This window comes from Marinobacter sp. F4206 (assembly GCF_019392195.1).
In the GTDB taxonomy this organism is placed as follows: domain Bacteria; phylum Pseudomonadota; class Gammaproteobacteria; order Pseudomonadales; family Oleiphilaceae; genus Marinobacter.
Window position 1 is genome coordinate 2,254,493 of the sequence record NZ_JAHXKI010000002.1, and the last position, 16,983, is coordinate 2,271,475.

The following is a 16,983-nucleotide window of genomic DNA, read 5'->3' on the forward strand; positions in this document are numbered from 1 at the left end:
ATCTTGCTGAGGGTTCGACGCTTTGCGGTGATCATTGCTCGTTCTCCCGTGTGATGCGGTAAATGGCAATCTCCCCCAGGAGGTTGGGCCATAATCGGGCCAGCCAGCTGTTCTGGTGCTGGCCGTCAACCACCCGCCGGCTCTTGATGCGAATGCCTTTCTGGCGGCAGAGGGCTTCAAAATCCTTGAAGGTGCACAACCGAATATTGGGGGTGTTGTACCATTTATACGGTAGTGCTTCGGATTCGGGCATGCGACCGCTCAGTGCCAGTCCCCACCGAAGTCGCCAGTGGGCAAAGTTGGGGAAGGTGACGATGCCTTCGCGACCGACCCGAAGCATCTCATCCAACACCCGGTCCGGACGGCGAACAGCCTGGAGGGCCTGGGTCATCAGGACGGTGTCAAAGCTGCCGTCGTCAAAATTGCCCAGTCCCTGGGTGTCGAGGTTCTGCTCGATTACGGCAACCCCGCGCCCCATGCAGGTGGTTATATGTTCCGGGTTGATCTCCAGGCCAAAGCCACTGGCGCCACGCTCCCGTTGCAGGTAGTCGAGCAGGGTGCCGTCGCCGCAACCCAGGTCGAGGACATGGTAACCGGGTTGGATCCACTGCTGGATGATTTCGAGGTCCGGTCTCATGCGCCTACCTCCCGTGCAACGCGATCCATATAGGCGGTGAAGATATCGGTATATCTGGGGGTTGGTATCAGAAAGGCATCGTGGCCCCAGGGCGCATCTATCTCCGAATAACTGACTTTCCTGCGACCGGCAATCATGGCGTTGACCAGTTCCTCGGAGCGCGCCGGATTGAAGCGCCAGTCGGTGCTGAAGGACAGCACCAGGAATTCGCAGCGGGTGCCGGCCAGGGCCCGGGAAAGATCGCCTCCATAATCGTAGGCCGGATCAAAATAATCCAGGGCCCGGGTCATCAGAAGGTAAGTGTTGGCGTCAAAGGTTTCGGAAAAGCGTTCACCCTGATAGCGCAGGTAGCTTTCCACCTGGAACTCGGCGCCGTAACCGAACTTGTAGGCCTGGTCCCGCAGTTCACGGCCGAATTTCTCGCCCATGGAGGCATCGGAGAGGTAGGTAATGTGGCCTACCATGCGGGCCAGCATCAGCCCGCGTCGGGGCACCACATCAAAATCGTAATAGCGGCCGCCGTGGAACTCCTGGTCCGAGGTGATGGCCTGTCGAGCCACTTCATTGAAGGCAATATTCTGGGCCGTCAGTCGCGGAGTGGACGCGATCACGACCGAGTGCTTGAGTCGTTCCGGGTAATCCAGGCTCCATTGCAGTGCCTGCATGCCTCCGAGAGACCCGCCCACGACGGCCGCCCAGCACTGGATGCCCAGCCGGTCCGCCAGCAGGGCCTGGCTCTTTACCCAGTCGCCGACGGTAATGACCGGAAAGTCCGGTCCGTAGGGCTTGCCCGTGGCTGGATTGGTGCTGTTGGGCCCGGTGCTGCCGTGGCAGCCGCCCAGGTTGTTGAGGCTTACCACGAAGAACCGGTTGGTATCGATGGGCTTGCCCGGCCCAATGCAGCTGTCCCACCAGCCGGGTTTGCGTTCATCCATCGTGTGGTAGCCGGCGGCGTGGTGGTGCCCGCTGAGTGCGTGACAGATGAGGACGGCGTTGCTGGCGTCGGCATTCAGTTCGCCGTAGGTTTCCACCACCAGGTCGTAGCTGTCCAACGACTGGCCGCAGGCCAGGTCTATGGGCGAATCAAAATGATAAATCTGCGGGGAAACAATCCCGACAGAATCCGCGGGCAGGGAATCGGGCATTGGCGCGACAGGTTCCTGGTTCGATCCGAAAGTGTCTGGAACAGCAATGACGAAGCCATTGCCAGCCCAGCAGTTTAAAGCCGGGCCGTCATGGCTGCAACCGGAGGGGCCCGGCCGCGCCGGGGCTCAGACGGCCCCGGAGATGTTGACGACTTTTTGTTGGATCAACGTTGGCGCCGGTTTCCGGATCTGACGCTGCATGGCATCGGCCAGTTCCAGCTGACGTCGCAGGTCAGAAATGGTGTGGTTCAGCCGCTCCCGCTCGGCCCGGCTATCGCGGTCACTGCGCACCATGTCGCGCAGGCGCCGGATCTGGTGCTCCAAAAGCTGCTTCTGTTCCATGGAATACTGCATGATCGGCAGCAGTGCCTCCTGGGGCCAGCGTTCTACGTCGGCCCGTACACGGGCGTGCAGGGTACGGGCTTCTCCGACCATCACGTTGAAAAAGCGGCGCACCAGCAGGGACTGCTCGGTCAGCAGGTTCTTCGGGCTGATCCGGAATCGGCGTGCTTTCTTGCGCAGTTCGCGAATGGCAATGACGTGCCGGCCGGAGCGCAGGGGAATCGGCTCCAGATGTCGGGCGCGGGTGTCCTCGTTGTAGCGGCGATAGATGGCACCCACCATTTTTTCTGCCAGATGCCCCTCGCTCAGCAAGTTGGTCAGGTCGCTCTCCAGCAGTTCAAAAAACTGGTCCATAGCGCGATTCATGCCAGCGGTGGTCCAGCTTTTCGACATGGATCGACGGATCTTGTCGGCGTGGCCCTCGAACCGTTCCTCGCTCACCAACTTTTTCAGCATGTCGCCCTGGGAGTCCATCAGGCGACGACTGGAGCGCAGGGTGATCAGTTTCTTGTAGTAGAAGTCGTAATCCTTCTGGGCGCGGTCGGCCAGTCGGCTCAGGGCCTGTTTGTCCATGGTGATGCCGGAGCAGGCCTCGAGTTCTTCCTCCAGGGAGCTGAGCCGGGTTTGCATGGCGGCCTGGCTGTTCTGAAGCATGCCCAGCAGGTCATTGATCAGGCTCTGGGTGATCAGCTGTTCCTTGTGCATCAGGATGCGCTGGATAATCAGTTGCTCCAGGAGACCGATGTTGGAGCGTTCGAACAGTTCTTCGTTCTGTCGGACCCGGGCCACCAGGCCCTGTTTCGCCGACAGTGGGATAACGTCATTCTGGCGGATGCCGAGATGGTCGGCGGTATAGCTGCGGACACGATCGATGGCATCCTGGGTGTGCTTTTCGCCCTGAAGGTCATCCCAGAGCACGTCAATCTTGTTCAGGACGGCGAAACGTCCGGCACGGTGATCGGCGTGCTCGGTATCAATGTGTTCTTTCCAGATGGTCATGTCGCTGGCGGTCACACCGGTATCGGCGCTCAGCACGAAGATCACGGCGTGCGCGCGTGGCAGCATGCTGATGGTCAGCTCGGGTTCAGAACCCAGGGCGTTCAGGCCCGGCGTGTCGAGAATCCGCAGGCCGCGTTCGAACAGCGGGTGGCGGATGCTGATCTGGGCATTGCGCCAGGCTGGGACCAGAACGTTGCCGGGGTTGTTGCGGTCGTGCTCCAGCATGTCCTCGTCAAATCCGAGGTTGCGGGCCTCCTCAGGGGGTACGCTCTTGACCCGTGCCACCTCGGCCAGTACCTCGCGCATAACCTCGGGGTCACGTTCGTCCAGCTCGTGTTTGACCCAGCGTTCGGGTTGCTTGCGCAGCTGCTGCAGGGACAGCTCGCCGGTGCGGGTTTCGATGGGCAGCAGCAACAGGTAGTTCTGGTTGGCGCTGCGATCGAAAAACAGTTCGGTGGGGCACATGGTGGTTCGGCCCGCCTGGGACGGCAGCATGCGCTGACCGTATTCGGAGAAGAACAGGGCGTTGATCAGCTCCGTTTTGCCCCGTGAGTACTCTCCGACAAAAGCGATGGTCAGTTCGTCTTCTATCAGCAATTCCAGACCGTGGCGAATCCGGGTGCTGACATCGTCGGAAAACAGGTCGTTGTCCTGTAGCCATAGCCGGTAACGACCGATCTGGCGAATCAGCTCTTTTTTCCAGTTGTGGTACGCCTCTACCTGCTGCGACAGAGTTCCCTGTTGATTCATTGGATTTTCCTTCTGCGCGACTACCGGGTGCTTGTGACTCAAGTACTTACGGGTAACGGATTAATTACCGGTAATACTATCCTGTTAAACGAATCTTTGTGGGCGGGTGCGGTGTGGACTGTCGTTGAAATACACAGGGGCTGCAATAAAAAAGCTGCAAAATCATAAAGATGACTTTGCAGCTCCGGTATTTTTGTTTTCGTCGCGAACTGTTACAGAGTGTATCGGTGAGACGTTGTTTACATTCCGAGGCCGATGGAGCCGAGTCCGGCGGCCATTTTCATGTGCTCGATCACGACGGAAATGACGTTCAGAATCAGGAATACGATGATAGGAGAGAGATCCAGTCCGCCCATGGATGGCATGATGTTACGCACCGGACGCATGACCGGCTCGGTGATTTGCGCTACCAGCTGAATCGCGGGATGGCTGCTGCCCGGGGCGATCCAGCTCACCACCACCACGGCAATTACCGACCAGAAATAGATCTTCACGATCAGGTCCAGAACATTCAGCACGGACCATACCAGCAGGGTGACGGGATTGATGGCAGGAATGCCGCCATTCAGGGCGATCAGGATCAGGAAAAAGGTGATGGCCTGAATAATGATAGCCAGCACCAGCGAGGCGCCATCGATGCCGCCCCAGCCCGGAATGAACCGGCGCAATGGACGCAAAAGCGGATTGGTCGCCTTAACCGCAAACTGGGAAATCGGGTTATAGAAATCGGCCCGGGCCAGTTGCAGCAGGAACCGCAGCAGCACGATGGTCATGTAAAAGGTGGACGCAATGAGCAGGATCGTAATCAGGATTTCTGCCAGCATGAAGCCGTGTCTCCGTTATCGGTTACTGTTTGCCTGCCAGTTCACTGGCCATTTCTTCTGAGCGCTTGAAAGCGGCGTCGTAGGCTTTGCGAACCAGATCGCGCATGCCACCTTCCTCAAAGGTGTTGATCGCCTGTTCGGTGGTACCGCCGGGAGACATGACATTGCGTTTGAGTTGGCCGGGATCATGCTCGCTGCGTGCCGCCATCTCAGCTGCACCGGCCATGGTCTGGATTGCCAGTTCGCGGGCTGTATCTGCGGCGATGCCGGCTTCGGTGGCCGCTTCCTCCAGGGCTTCCAGCATCAGGAAGAAGTAGGCCGGACCGCTGCCGGAGAGGGCGGTAACACCGTGCAGCAGGTTCTCGTCCTCGACCCAGAGTGCAGAGCCGATGCTCTCGAACACTGACTGGACCATTTTTTTCTGGTCCTCTTCAACGTGGGCGTTGGCCAACAGACCTGCGGCACCCTTGCCAACCAGTGACGGGGTGTTGGGCATGACCCGGACCAGCGGCAGGCCGCCGGCCAGCCAGCCATCAAGGGTGTCGGCGGTCAGGCCGGCAGCGATGGAGACCATCAGGGGGCGGGTATTCTGCACCACCGGAGCAATATCGCGGCACACGTCCGCCATGACCTGCGGCTTGACTGCCAGGACCACCATATCCGCCTGCTGGGCGCAGTAACGGTTATCCGTGGTGACGCTTACGCCGAATTTCTTGCGGATGGATTGCAGGTGGCCATCGTCCGGGGCACTGACCCAGATGTCAGCGGCCTTGTAGCCACTGTCCAGCATACCGCCAATGATGGCACTGGCCATGTTGCCGGCACCAATAAATGAGATGGTTGGTGATGTGCTCAAGGTTCACTCCAACGGTTGATCGGTTAAACGTCCGGTCCTGATCATAGCAGGAACCGGCGGATTCAGCTCTTCGCAGGCCGGGCGCCGAAGACATCCGTGCCGACACGCACCCAGGTAGCACCTTCGGCGATCGCCAGTTCGAGGTCTCCCGACATGCCCATGGACAGGGTGTCCAGGGGGCCGGCGTCCGGGTGCTCCGCTTTCAGGTCGCCCAGAGTCCGGGCGAGTTTGCGGAAGCTGAGGCGCAGGTCGGCTTCCGGCTGGCCCGGATCGGGAATGGCCATCAGGCCGCGTAATGACAGGTTGGGCAGCTCGCCAATCTCGGAGACCAGGTCTGGCAGCTCCGCAAGCCCGCACCCGGACTTGCTGTCTTCCTCATTGATATTGACCTGCAGGCAGATATTCAATGGCCCCATCGCTGGCGCTCTTTGCTCGCTCAGGCGACGGGCCACCTTGAGGCGATCCACGCTGTGAACCCAGGAGAAAGCTGCTGCAATCTGACGGGTCTTGTTGGACTGGATCGGGCCGATGAAATGCCAGTCGATATCGGGCAGGTCCGCCAGGGCGTCGATCTTGTCGAGGGCTTCCTGAAGGTAGTTTTCACCAAACGCGGTCTGGCCGGCCGCAACTGCCTCCCGGAGGTCTCCGGCCGGGCGGGTCTTGCTGACTGCCAACAGGTGCACAGAGTCGGGGTCCCGGCCCGCCTGCAATGTTGCTTTTTGTATGCGTCGGGTTACGCTCCCGATGTTGTCTGCTATGCTGCTCATAGTTTGAAATCGCCACGTCCGGTCCGTCACCTGTACGGTGACACGTTACCCGCAGGTCACTGAAATGCCAAGTGAACTGCGCCGGGAAATCCGCCGGGCCGATGCTACCGGAATAAAAGAAAAAGCCTTCCGAGGATTCCTATGGATATTACTGAACTGCTTGCCTTTTCGGCCAAACAGGGTGCGTCCGACTTGCACCTGTCTGCTGGCCTGCCGCCGATGATTCGTGTTGACGGCGATGTACGTCGGATCAACCTGCCGCCCATGGAACACAAAGAGGTCCACGGGCTGATCTACGACATCATGAACGACAAGCAGCGTAAGGACTACGAGGAATTCCTGGAAACCGACTTCTCGTTCGAAGTTCCGGGTGTCGCCCGCTTCCGTGTTAACGCCTTCAATCAGAACCGGGGCTCCGGCGCAGTATTCCGGACCATCCCCTCCAAGGTCCTGACCATGGAAGATCTGGGCATGGGGCAGACGTTCAAGGACATTTCCTCGGTACCCCGCGGCCTCGTGCTGGTGACCGGGCCGACCGGCTCCGGTAAGTCCACCACGCTGGCGGCGATGATGGATTACATCAACGATACCCGGTATGAGCACATCCTCACCATTGAGGATCCAATCGAATTCGTTCACGAGTCCAAGAAGTGCCTGGTGAACCAGCGGGAAGTGCACCGGGATACCCTGGGGTTTAATGAGGCGCTCCGGTCCGCCCTGCGGGAAGACCCTGACATCATCCTGGTGGGCGAGCTTCGTGACCTTGAGACCATCCGTCTCGCCCTGACGGCGGCGGAGACCGGTCACCTGGTATTCGGCACCCTGCACACCACCTCGGCCGCCAAGACCATCGACCGTGTGGTCGACGTATTCCCGGCGGAAGAGAAGTCCATGGTCCGCTCCATGTTGTCGGAGTCGCTGCAGGCAGTTATTTCCCAGACCCTGATGAAGAAGATGGGCGGCGGCCGGATTGCAGCCCACGAGATCATGATCGGAACCGCGGCCATTCGAAACCTCATCCGTGAGGACAAGATTGCCCAGATGTATTCGGCCATCCAGACCGGTGGCTCCCTGGGGATGCAGACGCTGGACCAGTGTCTGGAGCGGCTGCTGCAGAAGGGCCTGGTTTCCCGGGATGCCGCCCGTGCCAAAGCCAAGATGCCGGATAACTTCTGATCCGCGACTGACAAGAAACAAGAATCGCCACAGGTACTCTCATGGAATTTGAAAAGCTGCTTCGTCTGATGGTTGAAAAAGGGGGCTCGGACCTGTTCATCACGGCAGGTGTCCCGCCCAGCATGAAGGTGAACGGCAAGGTACTCCCGGTCACCAAGAACGCGCTGACACCGGAGCAGACCCGGGAATTCGTCTACGGCGCCATGAATGACAAGCAGCGGGCCGAGTTTGAAGAAAGCCATGAGTGTAACTTCGCCATCAGTGCCCGGGGGATTGGCCGTTTTCGTGTCAGTGCCTTTTTCCAGCGCAATCTGTGCGGCATGGTGCTGCGTCGGATCGAGGTGAAAATCCCCCAGATCGATGATCTGTCACTGCCGGAGGTGGTCAAGGATCTGGCGATGACCAAACGCGGGCTGATCATGTTCGTCGGCGCCACCGGCACCGGCAAGTCAACGTCGCTGGCGGCGATGCTTGGTCACCGGAACCGCAACAGTCGGGGCCACATCATCTCCATCGAGGACCCGATTGAATTCGTGCACCAGCACCAGGGCTGCATCGTTACCCAACGTGAGGTGGGAATTGATACCGAAAGCTTTGAGGTGGCCCTCAAGAACACCCTGCGTCAGGCGCCGGACGTTATCCTGATCGGTGAGGTCCGTACCCGTCAGACCATGGAGTATTCGGTGCAGTTCGCCGAAACCGGTCACCTTTGCCTGGCGACCCTTCACGCCAACAACGCCAACCAGGCGCTGGACCGGATCATCCAGTTCTTCCCGCCGGAACAGCACAACCAGATCTGGATGGACCTGTCCCTCAATCTCAAGGCCATCGTGGCCCAGCAGCTGGTCCCGACACCGGATGGCAAGGGTCGGAAGGCGGTCATTGAGGTCCTGATCAATACCCCGCTGGTGGCGGACATGATCCGAAAGGCCGAAGTGCATAAGCTCAAGGAACTGATGTCCAAGTCCAACGAATCGGGCATGCAGACCTTCGATCAGGCGCTCTACCGGCTCTACGCGGAAGGTTCCATCACTTACGAAGATGCCCTCGGCCATGCCGACTCGGCCAACGACCTGCGTCTGATGATCAAGTTGGGCGCCGATGCTCAGGGGGCGGACCAGTTGTCGTCCACCGTCGACAAGCTGTCGATCCAGGACGATTAGACGAAAGTCGTAAATGGTTAGCATAACCAACTGATAGGATTGGCATTTGAGGCCAGTCCCCTGTGCTGCGTATACTCCGCGCCGAATCAATAAGGAGATACCTGCACATGAGATCCACACTGCTTGCACGAGCCGTCCGCCTGTCCACACTGGCCGCCGTTACTGCGCCGGCTACGGTGCTTGCCGGCGGGTTTTCCCTGAACGAGCAAAGCGCCAGTGCCATGGGGACGGCCAATGCCGGTGCGGCGGCCAACCCGGAAAACGCCACCACCGTTCTGTTCAATCCCGCCGGCATGAGCCAGCTATCCGGAACCAATATCTCCTTCGGTGCGGCAGTGCTGGATATTGACGCGGAAGCGAAGCGGGACAGTATTTCCGTCACCCGTGACAACCCGGCGGTTCCGGTTCAGCCGGCCTCTAACGGCGGTGATATTGCCGATCCTGCGGTTCTGCCCAACTTTTACCTGACCCATGAAGTCAGCGATGAGATCGACGTCGGCTTCGGTATTCACGCGCCCTATGGTTTGGCCGCGGATTACGACGACGATTTCGCAGGCCGCTTCTTTGCCGATAAAACCGAGCTTACGGCCATTGCCTTCACCCCCTCTGTCTCCGTCAGCAACGGCCAGGGGCTTTCCATGGGCGCAGGGCTTAACCTGATTTACGCCGAGGGTCGCCTTACCCGTTATCAGGATCTGAGTTCAACGGCCGGACCGGCAGCGCTTGCCCTGCCGGAGCCTTACGCCGATATTGAAGGCGACGATGTGGGTGTCACCTTCCGTGTCGGTTTCCTGTATGAGCTGTCGGACCGGACCCAGTTTGGCCTGACCGCGCAGACCGGTACCGAGCTGGAGCTCAAGGGAGACGCGGAAATCAGCAATGTGCCGGTGCCGCCTGCCTTTGCCAGCACGACCACCTTGAACGAAAAGGTGACCGTGCCCCTGGCTATTCCCGAGAGCGTGACCTTTGGTGCCCGTCACCAGTTGACCGACGAGGTCACGGTCCTGGCTGGCGCAACCTACGCCAAGTGGGGGCGTTTTGAGGAGCTGGATATCATCAGCCGGGATTCAAATGGCGAGATCGCTGGTGTACCGGGTGCCTACATCACCCACATCACCGAGAAATGGAAGAACACCTGGCAGTTCAATCTGGGTGGAATCTGGCAGGCGACCCCGTCATGGGCCTTCAAGGCGGGTTATGCCTGGGACGAATCACCCGTTGACCAGTTTGTCACCGCCCGCATTCCCTCGGCAGATCGGCACTGGCTGACCCTGGGCACTCAGTGGAAGGATGTTCAGAGTGGCTGGGCGGTTGACGCGGCGATCGGTACGCTGATCTTCGCCGACGATGCAGACGTCGATGACCGGTACTACACACACCAGAACCCGACTCAGCCAAGTTCTCCCGCGAATTACCAGGGTACTTACGAGTTGAGTGCCTGGAGTGCGTCAGTGCAGGTCAGCAAGGCCTTCTGATTCCGATGTAAGGCTGATCAGCGCCCGCTGATCAGCCAATGACCTGGCCGCGGTAGATCACCTTCTTCTTCCGTGCCTGGTTCGCTTCTGTCTCCGCGCTGCTTGCCTCAACCGCCGGTCTGCTGTCTTCGGCGATTTCCTGGCCCCGGTACATCCGTTTCGGCACGTCTTCAGCTTCGCTTGCTAAGGCTAGCTGCGGCACTTTTTCCTGCAGTGCTTCCCAGGTGCGCGTCAGGTGACTCGAGCGTGTTTTGCTCGCGTACTCCGCCAACTGCTGCTCCAGGTGTTCTTCCGTAAGGTGCAATTTCACGCCGAATTCGGAGCGAATCAGGCGGCGGCACTGGTGAACCAGCTTCAGCAGGCCCGGATCCAGCAGCCAGCTTCGTTCAGATGCCATAGATGTCATGGTTACGACCTCGGACTCGTGTGTCACAACATGGCGCTGCCTGGTTTAAGTGGGACTGGCGAGCGCCGACACTGTAAATGAAGCGAATTTCGTGCCGCATACGCATGAAAGTCCGGGAAGCGGCGGAATAAGTGGTCGGGAGGCGAGCTGGGTGGGCTTTGTTAGGGCGTTCTCGCGAAGAAGTTACGCTTTTTTAAGGTGCATTTTGTGAACTGGCGCCCTGTTTTGGGGGGAGAGTTGAGCAAAAAGCACCGGGCTCGTGGCCCGGTACGAGGTGTGGAAGTTGAGGGGCGTCAGTGGGCTTCGTCCCAGTTGTCACCGACGCCAGCTTCCACGAGGAGCGGAACGTCCAGTTTGGCCGCCGCTGACATCCGTTGCACCAGACCCTCCTTGACCTTGTCCAGCGCGGCTGCCCTGACTTCGAGGATCAGTTCATCGTGCACCTGCATGGTCATCCTGGCGTCGTCGGCGTGATCCCGCACCAGCCAGTTCTCCACCTCAATCATGGCCCGCTTGATGATGTCGGCGGCGGTACCCTGCATTGGCGCATTGATCGCTGTCCTTTCAGCGGCCTGTTGCATCTGCTTGTTGCGGGCATTGATCTCCGGGAGATACAGCCGGCGGCCAAACAGGGTTTCCACGAAGCCGTCCTCGTGGGCTTGCTTGCGGATGTTGTCCATGTACTTGAGCACGCCCGGGTAGCGTTCAAAATACCGGTCGATGTATTCCTGGGCGACTTTGCGCTCGACATCGAGCTGTCGGGACAGACCAAAGGCTGACATACCGTAGATCAGGCCAAAGTTGATGGCCTTGGCGCTGCGCCGCTGATCCCCGGACACTTCCTCGACCGGAACGCCGAACACCTCGGCAGCGGTCGCCTTGTGGATATCCTCGCCCTTTTCAAATGCGGTCAGCAGCCCCTCGTCGCCAGACAGGTGTGCCATGATGCGTAGCTCGATCTGGGAGTAATCCGCCGCGACCAGTTTGTAGCCGTCCGGCGCAATAAAGGCCTGGCGAATCCGGCGGCCCTGTTCACTGCGAATGGGAATGTTCTGCAGGTTCGGCTCGGATGAGGACAGGCGACCGGTGGCGGTTACTGCCTGGTGATAGGAGGTGTGGACCCGGCCGGTGCGGTGGCTGATCAGTTCCGGCAGCGTGTCCGTGTAAGTGGATTTCAGTTTGCTCAGGCTGCGGTGCTCCAGAATGAGTCGCGGAAGCTCGTGCTCGTGGGCCAGTTCCTGCAGCACGGGCTCGGCCGTCGAGGGAGCACCTTTCGGGGTTTTCTTGATGACCGGCAGTCCCATTTTGTCGTAGAAGATCGCCTGCAGTTGCTTGGGTGAGCCGAGATTGAACGTCTCGCCCGCCACCTCGTGGGCTTCCTGTTCCAGTTCGGCCATGCGTTCGGCCAATTCCTGGCTATGCCTGCGAAGGGTGCTGGCATTGATCAGGGTGCCCCGTTGCTCCATCCGTGACAGAACCGGCACCAGAGGCAGGTCGATCTCCCGGTACACCGAGGCCAGCTTGCCGGTTTTTTCCAGCAGGGGCTTGAGGGTCTGGTGCAGGCGAAGGGTAATGTCGGCGTCTTCTGCCGCGTAGGGGCCGGCTTTCTCCAGTTCTATCTGGTTGAATGTCAGCTGCTTGGCGCCCTTGCCAGCAATGGATTCGAAGGTAATGGTGGCTTCATCCAGGTACTGTCGGGCCAGGCTGTCCATGTCGTGGCGCGTGACCACGGAATTAAGCACATAGGACTCCAGCATGGTGTCTTCAGCGATGCCTTCGAGGTTGATGCCGTGGTTGGCCAGCACGTTCTTGTCGTACTTGAGGTTCTGTCCGACTTTCGCCTGTTGCGGATCCTCCAGCAGTGGCTTCAACTGGTTCAGGACCGCGTCCCGATCCAGTTGCTCGGGCGCGCCCATGTAGTCGTGGGCCAGCGGGACATAGGCCGCTTCGCCGGGCTCAACGGCAAAGGAGACCCCGACCACTTCGGCGTCACTGTAACGGAGGCTGGTGGTTTCGGTGTCGAAGGCGAACAGGTCTGAATTCTTTAACCGTTTGAGCCACGCATCCAGCTCGCCCTGGTCGGTGACGGTGGCATAGTTCTTTTCCCTGGGCGGATTGCTCGGGGTGTCGGGTGCGTCTTTGGCTTCTTCATTGCCGTTGCCTTGTTCCAGCTCTGAAACCCAGGTTCGGAACTCGTACTCTTTAAACAGCTCCCGGAGCTGGTCGTCGTCCTGTTGCCGGAGCTTCAGGTCTTCCAGGCCGAAGTCCAGATCCACATCGGTCTTGATCGTGGCCAGCTCCCGGCTCAGGGGTAGGGTCTCCGTGGCATCGCGAAGGTACTCACCGATCTTGCCCTTGATCTCATTCGAGTGCTCAATCAGGTTGTCGAGGTCCTGATAGCTGTCGAGCCATTTTACGGCGGTCTTGGGCCCGCATTTGTTGACGCCTGGAATGTTGTCGACCTTGTCGCCGACCAGGGCCAGGTAGTCGATAATCTGCTCGGGTGTTACCCCGAACTTTTCCCGCACGCCGTCACGGTCCATGCGCGTTTCGGTCATGGTGTTGATCAGGGTGACGTGATCGCTGACCAGTTGGGCCATGTCCTTATCACCGGTGGATACCACCACATCAATACCTTTGCTGGTAGCCTCGTGGGCGAGGGTGCCGATCACGTCGTCCGCCTCCACGCCGGAGACGATCAGCAGTGGCAGGCCCATGGCTTTGACGATCTCGTGAATGGGCTCTATCTGACAGGCAAGGTCCTCCGGCATGGGCGGACGGTTGGCCTTGTACTCTTCATACATGTCATGGCGGAAGGTCTTGCCCTTGGCGTCAAACACCACCACCATCTTCGAGCCCGGAAAGTCCTGCTCCAGGCGCCGGAGCATGCTGATCACACCCTTGATGGCGCCAGTGGGCTGGTTCTTGCTGGTGGTCAGGGGCGGAAGGGCATGGTAGGCGCGGAAAAGGTAGGACGAACCGTCCACAAGAACCACAGGCGGAGTCTTTTGCTCAGTCATGTCAAAACGGGTCCGGATTCTGATTGAAGCGTTGGTTGGCTTGTGCAAATCTGTACTTAATTCGATTGGCAAAAGGGTATCACGAAAATGAAACGATTCGCCTTTCCGGGAGCGTTACTGCTTGCCTGTTTTTCCGGGGCGGTTATTGCCCAGGATGACGGAGCGCTGGATGAGACGCTCGTGGAAACCCCGGACGAGCCCGTGGTGATCTCGGATTACCAGTCCACCAGCGAGGGACCGCAGATTGTCATCCGTCCCGGAGAAGAAGAAGTTTTCTACGAGTACCGGGTAAACGGCCAGCTCATGGAGATCAAGGTAGTGCCTGAGGTTGGCCCGGAATACTACCTCGTGCCGTCGGACGGTGGCGGCTGGATCCGGGAAACCGAGTCCGACATGCTGGTGCCGAGCTGGGTGCTGTTTCGCTGGTAGCAGGGCCGATTCCTGGGTCGGAACCAGGAATTTTGGTGCGCCGGGTTCGTCCATTAGCTTTTAGTATGAACATTCTAATTTTTCTCCGTAACCTGAAAGTCGAAATTCAGATAAGGCCTGCGGTTAACGCTCGGCCGCTGGACCGGAAGTGCTTTCAGAAAACCTAAGGAGAAACGCTATGGGTAAACTCAAGTCGTATCAGGAACAGATCCAGGAAATCGTTGAGAAAGGCATCAACACCGCGGAAGAGCAGCAGAAGAAGCTGGCGGCAAAGCCGTTCGAATACGCAGAGAAGCTGGAGTCCGAAGCTCGCGAATACAGCGTGAAGACTCTGCGCAAGCGTTACAATGGCTACAGCGAAAATCTGTTTGATCAGCTGCGTAGCTTGAACAGCCGTTTCGGTAGCTTCGCTGCGGACCTGGTTGCCAAGCTGGAGAAGGAAGCAGCGGATACTGTTTCTGAAACCGCTGACGAGGTTACCAGCGCCGCGCAAAGCGCCAAGGCGTCTGTAACGACCAAGAAGCCGGCTGCACGCAAGACCACCGCGCGCAAGAGCACCGCTTCTGCGAAGAAGACGACTGCGTCTGCCTAAGACGCCTGAGACGGCACCGAGTGTCGGTGCCCTCAATAAAAAAAGGCGGAGGCTGTTTGGCCTCCGCCCTTTTTTTGTGTCCAGGCATTTCAAACGTAGGCTGCCGGGGATTATTCGCTTTCGGAATCATTCAGTGACACGGTGCGTGCTTCCCCCGTTACTTCTTCCAGGCGCCTGATGTCTGCCTCGAATTCGGCTTTCAGTTCGTCGATTTCCCGGTTCTGGACACTGATTTCCCGCTCCAGATCACGAATCTGGGATTCCAGGCGCCGGATCTTGGCCAGTGTGGCCTCGGGAATCTCGCGGCCGGTGCGCTCCATGTCCGCAGCGCGGCTCTGTTCATTGTCCAGCTGGCTTGAGATTACCGCGATGTTGCCGCGCTTCAGCTGAATCAGGCCCTCGAGTTCACGAACCTTTCGGTGCATGGCGCGGACCGCCTGATCCGGATGGCTGTACCGCTTCAGAAGCTGGCGGTCCTTTTCGCGCTGAATCTCCAGCTCTTTCTGCCGCTGCTTTTCGGCTTCCCGGGCGGCGATTTCCTCTTTGGTCGGCGCCGGGGGGACGGTTTCAATCACCCGGCCGTTATTGCCGAGAATGTCGTAGCCCCGTTTGGTCGCTTTCTGGGGAATGGTGTTGCTGATGACAACCTGACCGTTTTCATCCGTGTACCGGTACATGCCAGCGTGAGCGGTGGAAATAATTCCCAGCGCCAATGCCATCCCGGCAGCGATTCTGAGTGGAGTGAAACGGTTGGTCATTAATCAGACTCCGTAGCGATCCCGATAACTGGCCACCTTTTCGGCGTGGCCGGAGAATTCCGGTTTTGTCTTCAGGTAGTCCAGAACCTGTTCCAGGCGGATGATGCTGACCACCGGGATGCCGAATTCCTGCTCGACTTCCTGAATGGCGGACAGTTCCTTGTTGCCTTTTTCCTGGCGGTCCAGCGCGATCAGCACGCCTGCCGGTTCGGCGCCGGCGCCGCGAATCAGATCAATGGATTCCCGGATGGCGGTGCCTGCCGTAATCACGTCGTCCACGATCAGGACCTTGCCCTGCAATGGCGCGCCAACAACATTGCCGCCCTCGCCATGATCTTTCTTTTCCTTGCGGTTAAAGGCAAAGGGTTTGCTGTTACCGTCTGTAGCCAGGGCCATGGCAGTCACCGTGGCCAACGGTATGCCCTTATAGGCAGGTCCGAAAATGATGTCATAATCCAGCCCACTGCGTTCTATCGCGGCGGCATAGGCCTTGCTTAGTTGAAGTAGGTCGTCGCCGGTGTTGAACAGCCCCGCGTTAAAAAAGTACGGACTGGTACGGCCGGATTTGAGCGTGAATTCACCAAAGCGAAGTACGTTCCGGCGAATGGCAAATTCGATGAAATTTTGCTGATAGTCGTGCATGACAAGGCTTCTGGCGGGTGTGGATCTTTAATTAGCGCGTAAAAACGGTATCATACACACAAACCGAATCAGGGAACACGTATGCGGGTAGTATCAATCAGCGTCAATGGCTTGGCCCAGGCCGTTGATAAAGGTTTTTTTGACTGGCTAGCCGATCAGGACGCGGACGTTGTATGCGTTCAGGATCACCGCATGCGCGCCTATGAGATTGAGGATTTCAATCTTATCCCGGAAGGCTACGAGGCTTACTTCATCGACGGCGAGAAGAATGAGGATGGCGGTGTTGGTATCTATACCCGCCATTTCCCGAAGGCCATCATGTATGGCTTCGCCAATGAGCAGGCAGACCGGGAAGGTCGGTTTATCCAAGCGGACTTCGACAAGGTGTCGGTCGCCTGTGTGCTGGCCCCGTGCGCCCTGGGTCGGGAGGAGGAGTTGCTCGGTGAGGACGACCTCACGGTGCTGGATCACAAGGATGAGTTCATGGATGGCTTCGGGCTGCACATGCAGAAGACCCTGCGCAAGCGACGTCAGTTTATCTTCTGTGCCAACCTCCAGACTGCCCATCATGTGACCGATGCCAGCCCGTTGTATCACAAACACGACTTTTCCGGCTTCCTGCCCCACGAGCGGGCATGGCTGGATCGTCTGTTTGATGAGATGGGCTGTATTGATGCGTTCCGGGAAATCAACAAGCAAAGCGGCCAGTTCACCTGGTGGCCGGAGCAGGCCGAGGGCGCCCGCCGTAATGCCGGAATTCGGGTGGACTACCACCTGCTGACGCCGGGCATCCGTAATACTATCCAGGATGGCTGGATTGATGACGCCACCCGTTTCTCGGATCACGCGCCGGTGATCATGGATTACGACATCGAAATTGGTTTCTAGGTCGGGGCAGGCATTGGCGTAGGGCCTTCTGCCCAGACACGCTGCGAGTACATCCCTGTACGCTTGTTTCTGGCCATCCATGGCCTTCAACAGTCTGGGCAAAAGGCTCTCCGC

16 protein-coding genes are annotated in these 16,983 nt (G+C 58.8%); 6 read left to right on the forward strand and 10 right to left on the reverse strand.

Annotation, left to right across the window (positions count from 1 at the left end; translation table 11 throughout):
* Positions 1 to 31 precede the first annotated feature (31 nt).
* The 6 genes from metW to KZO34_RS12675 form a co-directional block, all read right to left on the reverse strand.
* Entirely contained in the window at positions 32 to 637 is a 606-nt protein-coding gene (metW, locus tag KZO34_RS12650; protein ID WP_219476951.1) for a methionine biosynthesis protein MetW, read from the reverse strand.
* Entirely contained in the window at positions 634 to 1,782 is a 1,149-nt protein-coding gene (gene metX / locus KZO34_RS12655) for a homoserine O-succinyltransferase MetX (protein WP_219476952.1), read from the reverse strand. The genes metW and metX overlap by 4 nt, the downstream gene beginning before the upstream one ends.
* 126 nt (positions 1,783 to 1,908) lie before the next feature.
* Positions 1,909 to 3,873 carry a dynamin family protein gene (locus KZO34_RS12660; RefSeq protein WP_219476954.1) on the reverse strand — a complete coding sequence of 655 codons (1,965 nt, stop codon included), beginning with the start codon at positions 3,871 to 3,873 and terminating at the stop codon, positions 1,909 to 1,911.
* Positions 3,874 to 4,112: 239 nt separating this feature from the next.
* Positions 4,113 to 4,697: a YggT family protein gene (locus KZO34_RS12665; RefSeq protein WP_219476955.1), complete on the reverse strand. Its 585-nt coding sequence runs from the start codon at positions 4,695 to 4,697 to the stop codon at positions 4,113 to 4,115.
* Between the two features lie 22 nt (positions 4,698 to 4,719).
* Positions 4,720 to 5,553, reverse strand: coding sequence for a pyrroline-5-carboxylate reductase (gene proC / locus KZO34_RS12670; RefSeq protein WP_219476957.1), 834 nt, complete (start codon positions 5,551 to 5,553; stop codon positions 4,720 to 4,722).
* Between the two features lie 62 nt (positions 5,554 to 5,615).
* Positions 5,616 to 6,320: a YggS family pyridoxal phosphate-dependent enzyme gene (locus KZO34_RS12675; RefSeq protein ID WP_219476959.1), complete on the reverse strand. Its 705-nt coding sequence runs from the start codon at positions 6,318 to 6,320 to the stop codon at positions 5,616 to 5,618.
* Positions 6,321 to 6,461: 141 nt separating this feature from the next.
* Between KZO34_RS12675 and KZO34_RS12680 the strand changes: the two genes are divergently transcribed.
* From KZO34_RS12680 to KZO34_RS12690, 3 genes are all read left to right on the forward strand, one after another.
* A complete protein-coding gene (locus tag KZO34_RS12680) occupies positions 6,462 to 7,496 on the forward strand; it encodes a type IV pilus twitching motility protein PilT (protein ID WP_219476962.1) in 1,035 nt (344 codons plus the stop codon).
* Between the two features lie 41 nt (positions 7,497 to 7,537).
* Complete coding sequence (locus tag KZO34_RS12685; protein WP_219476964.1) at positions 7,538 to 8,659, forward strand: PilT/PilU family type 4a pilus ATPase; 1,122 nt, start codon at positions 7,538 to 7,540, stop codon at positions 8,657 to 8,659.
* A gap of 101 nt (positions 8,660 to 8,760) precedes the next feature.
* On the forward strand, positions 8,761 to 10,134 hold the full coding sequence (locus KZO34_RS12690) for an OmpP1/FadL family transporter (RefSeq protein WP_374706532.1): 1,374 nt from the start codon (positions 8,761 to 8,763) through the stop codon (positions 10,132 to 10,134).
* Between the two features lie 31 nt (positions 10,135 to 10,165).
* Here the strand turns inward: KZO34_RS12690 and KZO34_RS12695 are convergent, their stop codons facing one another.
* Both KZO34_RS12695 and polA read right to left on the reverse strand, forming a co-directional pair.
* On the reverse strand, positions 10,166 to 10,540 hold the full coding sequence (locus KZO34_RS12695; RefSeq protein ID WP_219476968.1) for a hypothetical protein: 375 nt from the start codon (positions 10,538 to 10,540) through the stop codon (positions 10,166 to 10,168).
* A gap of 293 nt (positions 10,541 to 10,833) precedes the next feature.
* Positions 10,834 to 13,560 (reverse strand): DNA polymerase I, encoded by a 2,727-nt coding sequence (gene polA / locus KZO34_RS12700; RefSeq protein WP_219476970.1) that lies wholly within the window; start codon positions 13,558 to 13,560, stop codon positions 10,834 to 10,836.
* Between the two features lie 87 nt (positions 13,561 to 13,647).
* Between polA and KZO34_RS12705 the strand changes: the two genes are divergently transcribed.
* A complete protein-coding gene (locus KZO34_RS12705) occupies positions 13,648 to 13,989 on the forward strand; it encodes a DUF2782 domain-containing protein (protein ID WP_219476972.1) in 342 nt (113 codons plus the stop codon).
* Positions 13,990 to 14,167: 178 nt separating this feature from the next.
* Complete coding sequence (locus tag KZO34_RS12710) at positions 14,168 to 14,581, forward strand: hypothetical protein (protein ID WP_219476974.1); 414 nt, start codon at positions 14,168 to 14,170, stop codon at positions 14,579 to 14,581.
* 110 nt (positions 14,582 to 14,691) lie between these two features.
* On the opposite strand, the gene KZO34_RS12715 is transcribed toward KZO34_RS12710, so the two are convergent.
* Together KZO34_RS12715 and pyrE are read right to left on the reverse strand one after the other, a co-directional pair.
* Positions 14,692 to 15,339, reverse strand: coding sequence for a DUF4124 domain-containing protein (locus tag KZO34_RS12715; RefSeq protein ID WP_219476976.1), 648 nt, complete (start codon positions 15,337 to 15,339; stop codon positions 14,692 to 14,694).
* A gap of 3 nt (positions 15,340 to 15,342) precedes the next feature.
* Complete coding sequence (pyrE, locus tag KZO34_RS12720) at positions 15,343 to 15,981, reverse strand: orotate phosphoribosyltransferase (RefSeq protein ID WP_219476979.1); 639 nt, start codon at positions 15,979 to 15,981, stop codon at positions 15,343 to 15,345.
* A gap of 81 nt (positions 15,982 to 16,062) precedes the next feature.
* Here pyrE and KZO34_RS12725 point away from each other — a divergent pair, with 81 nt between their 5' ends.
* Entirely contained in the window at positions 16,063 to 16,869 is an 807-nt protein-coding gene (locus KZO34_RS12725; protein ID WP_219476980.1) for an exodeoxyribonuclease III, read from the forward strand.
* Positions 16,870 to 16,983 lie beyond the last annotated feature (114 nt).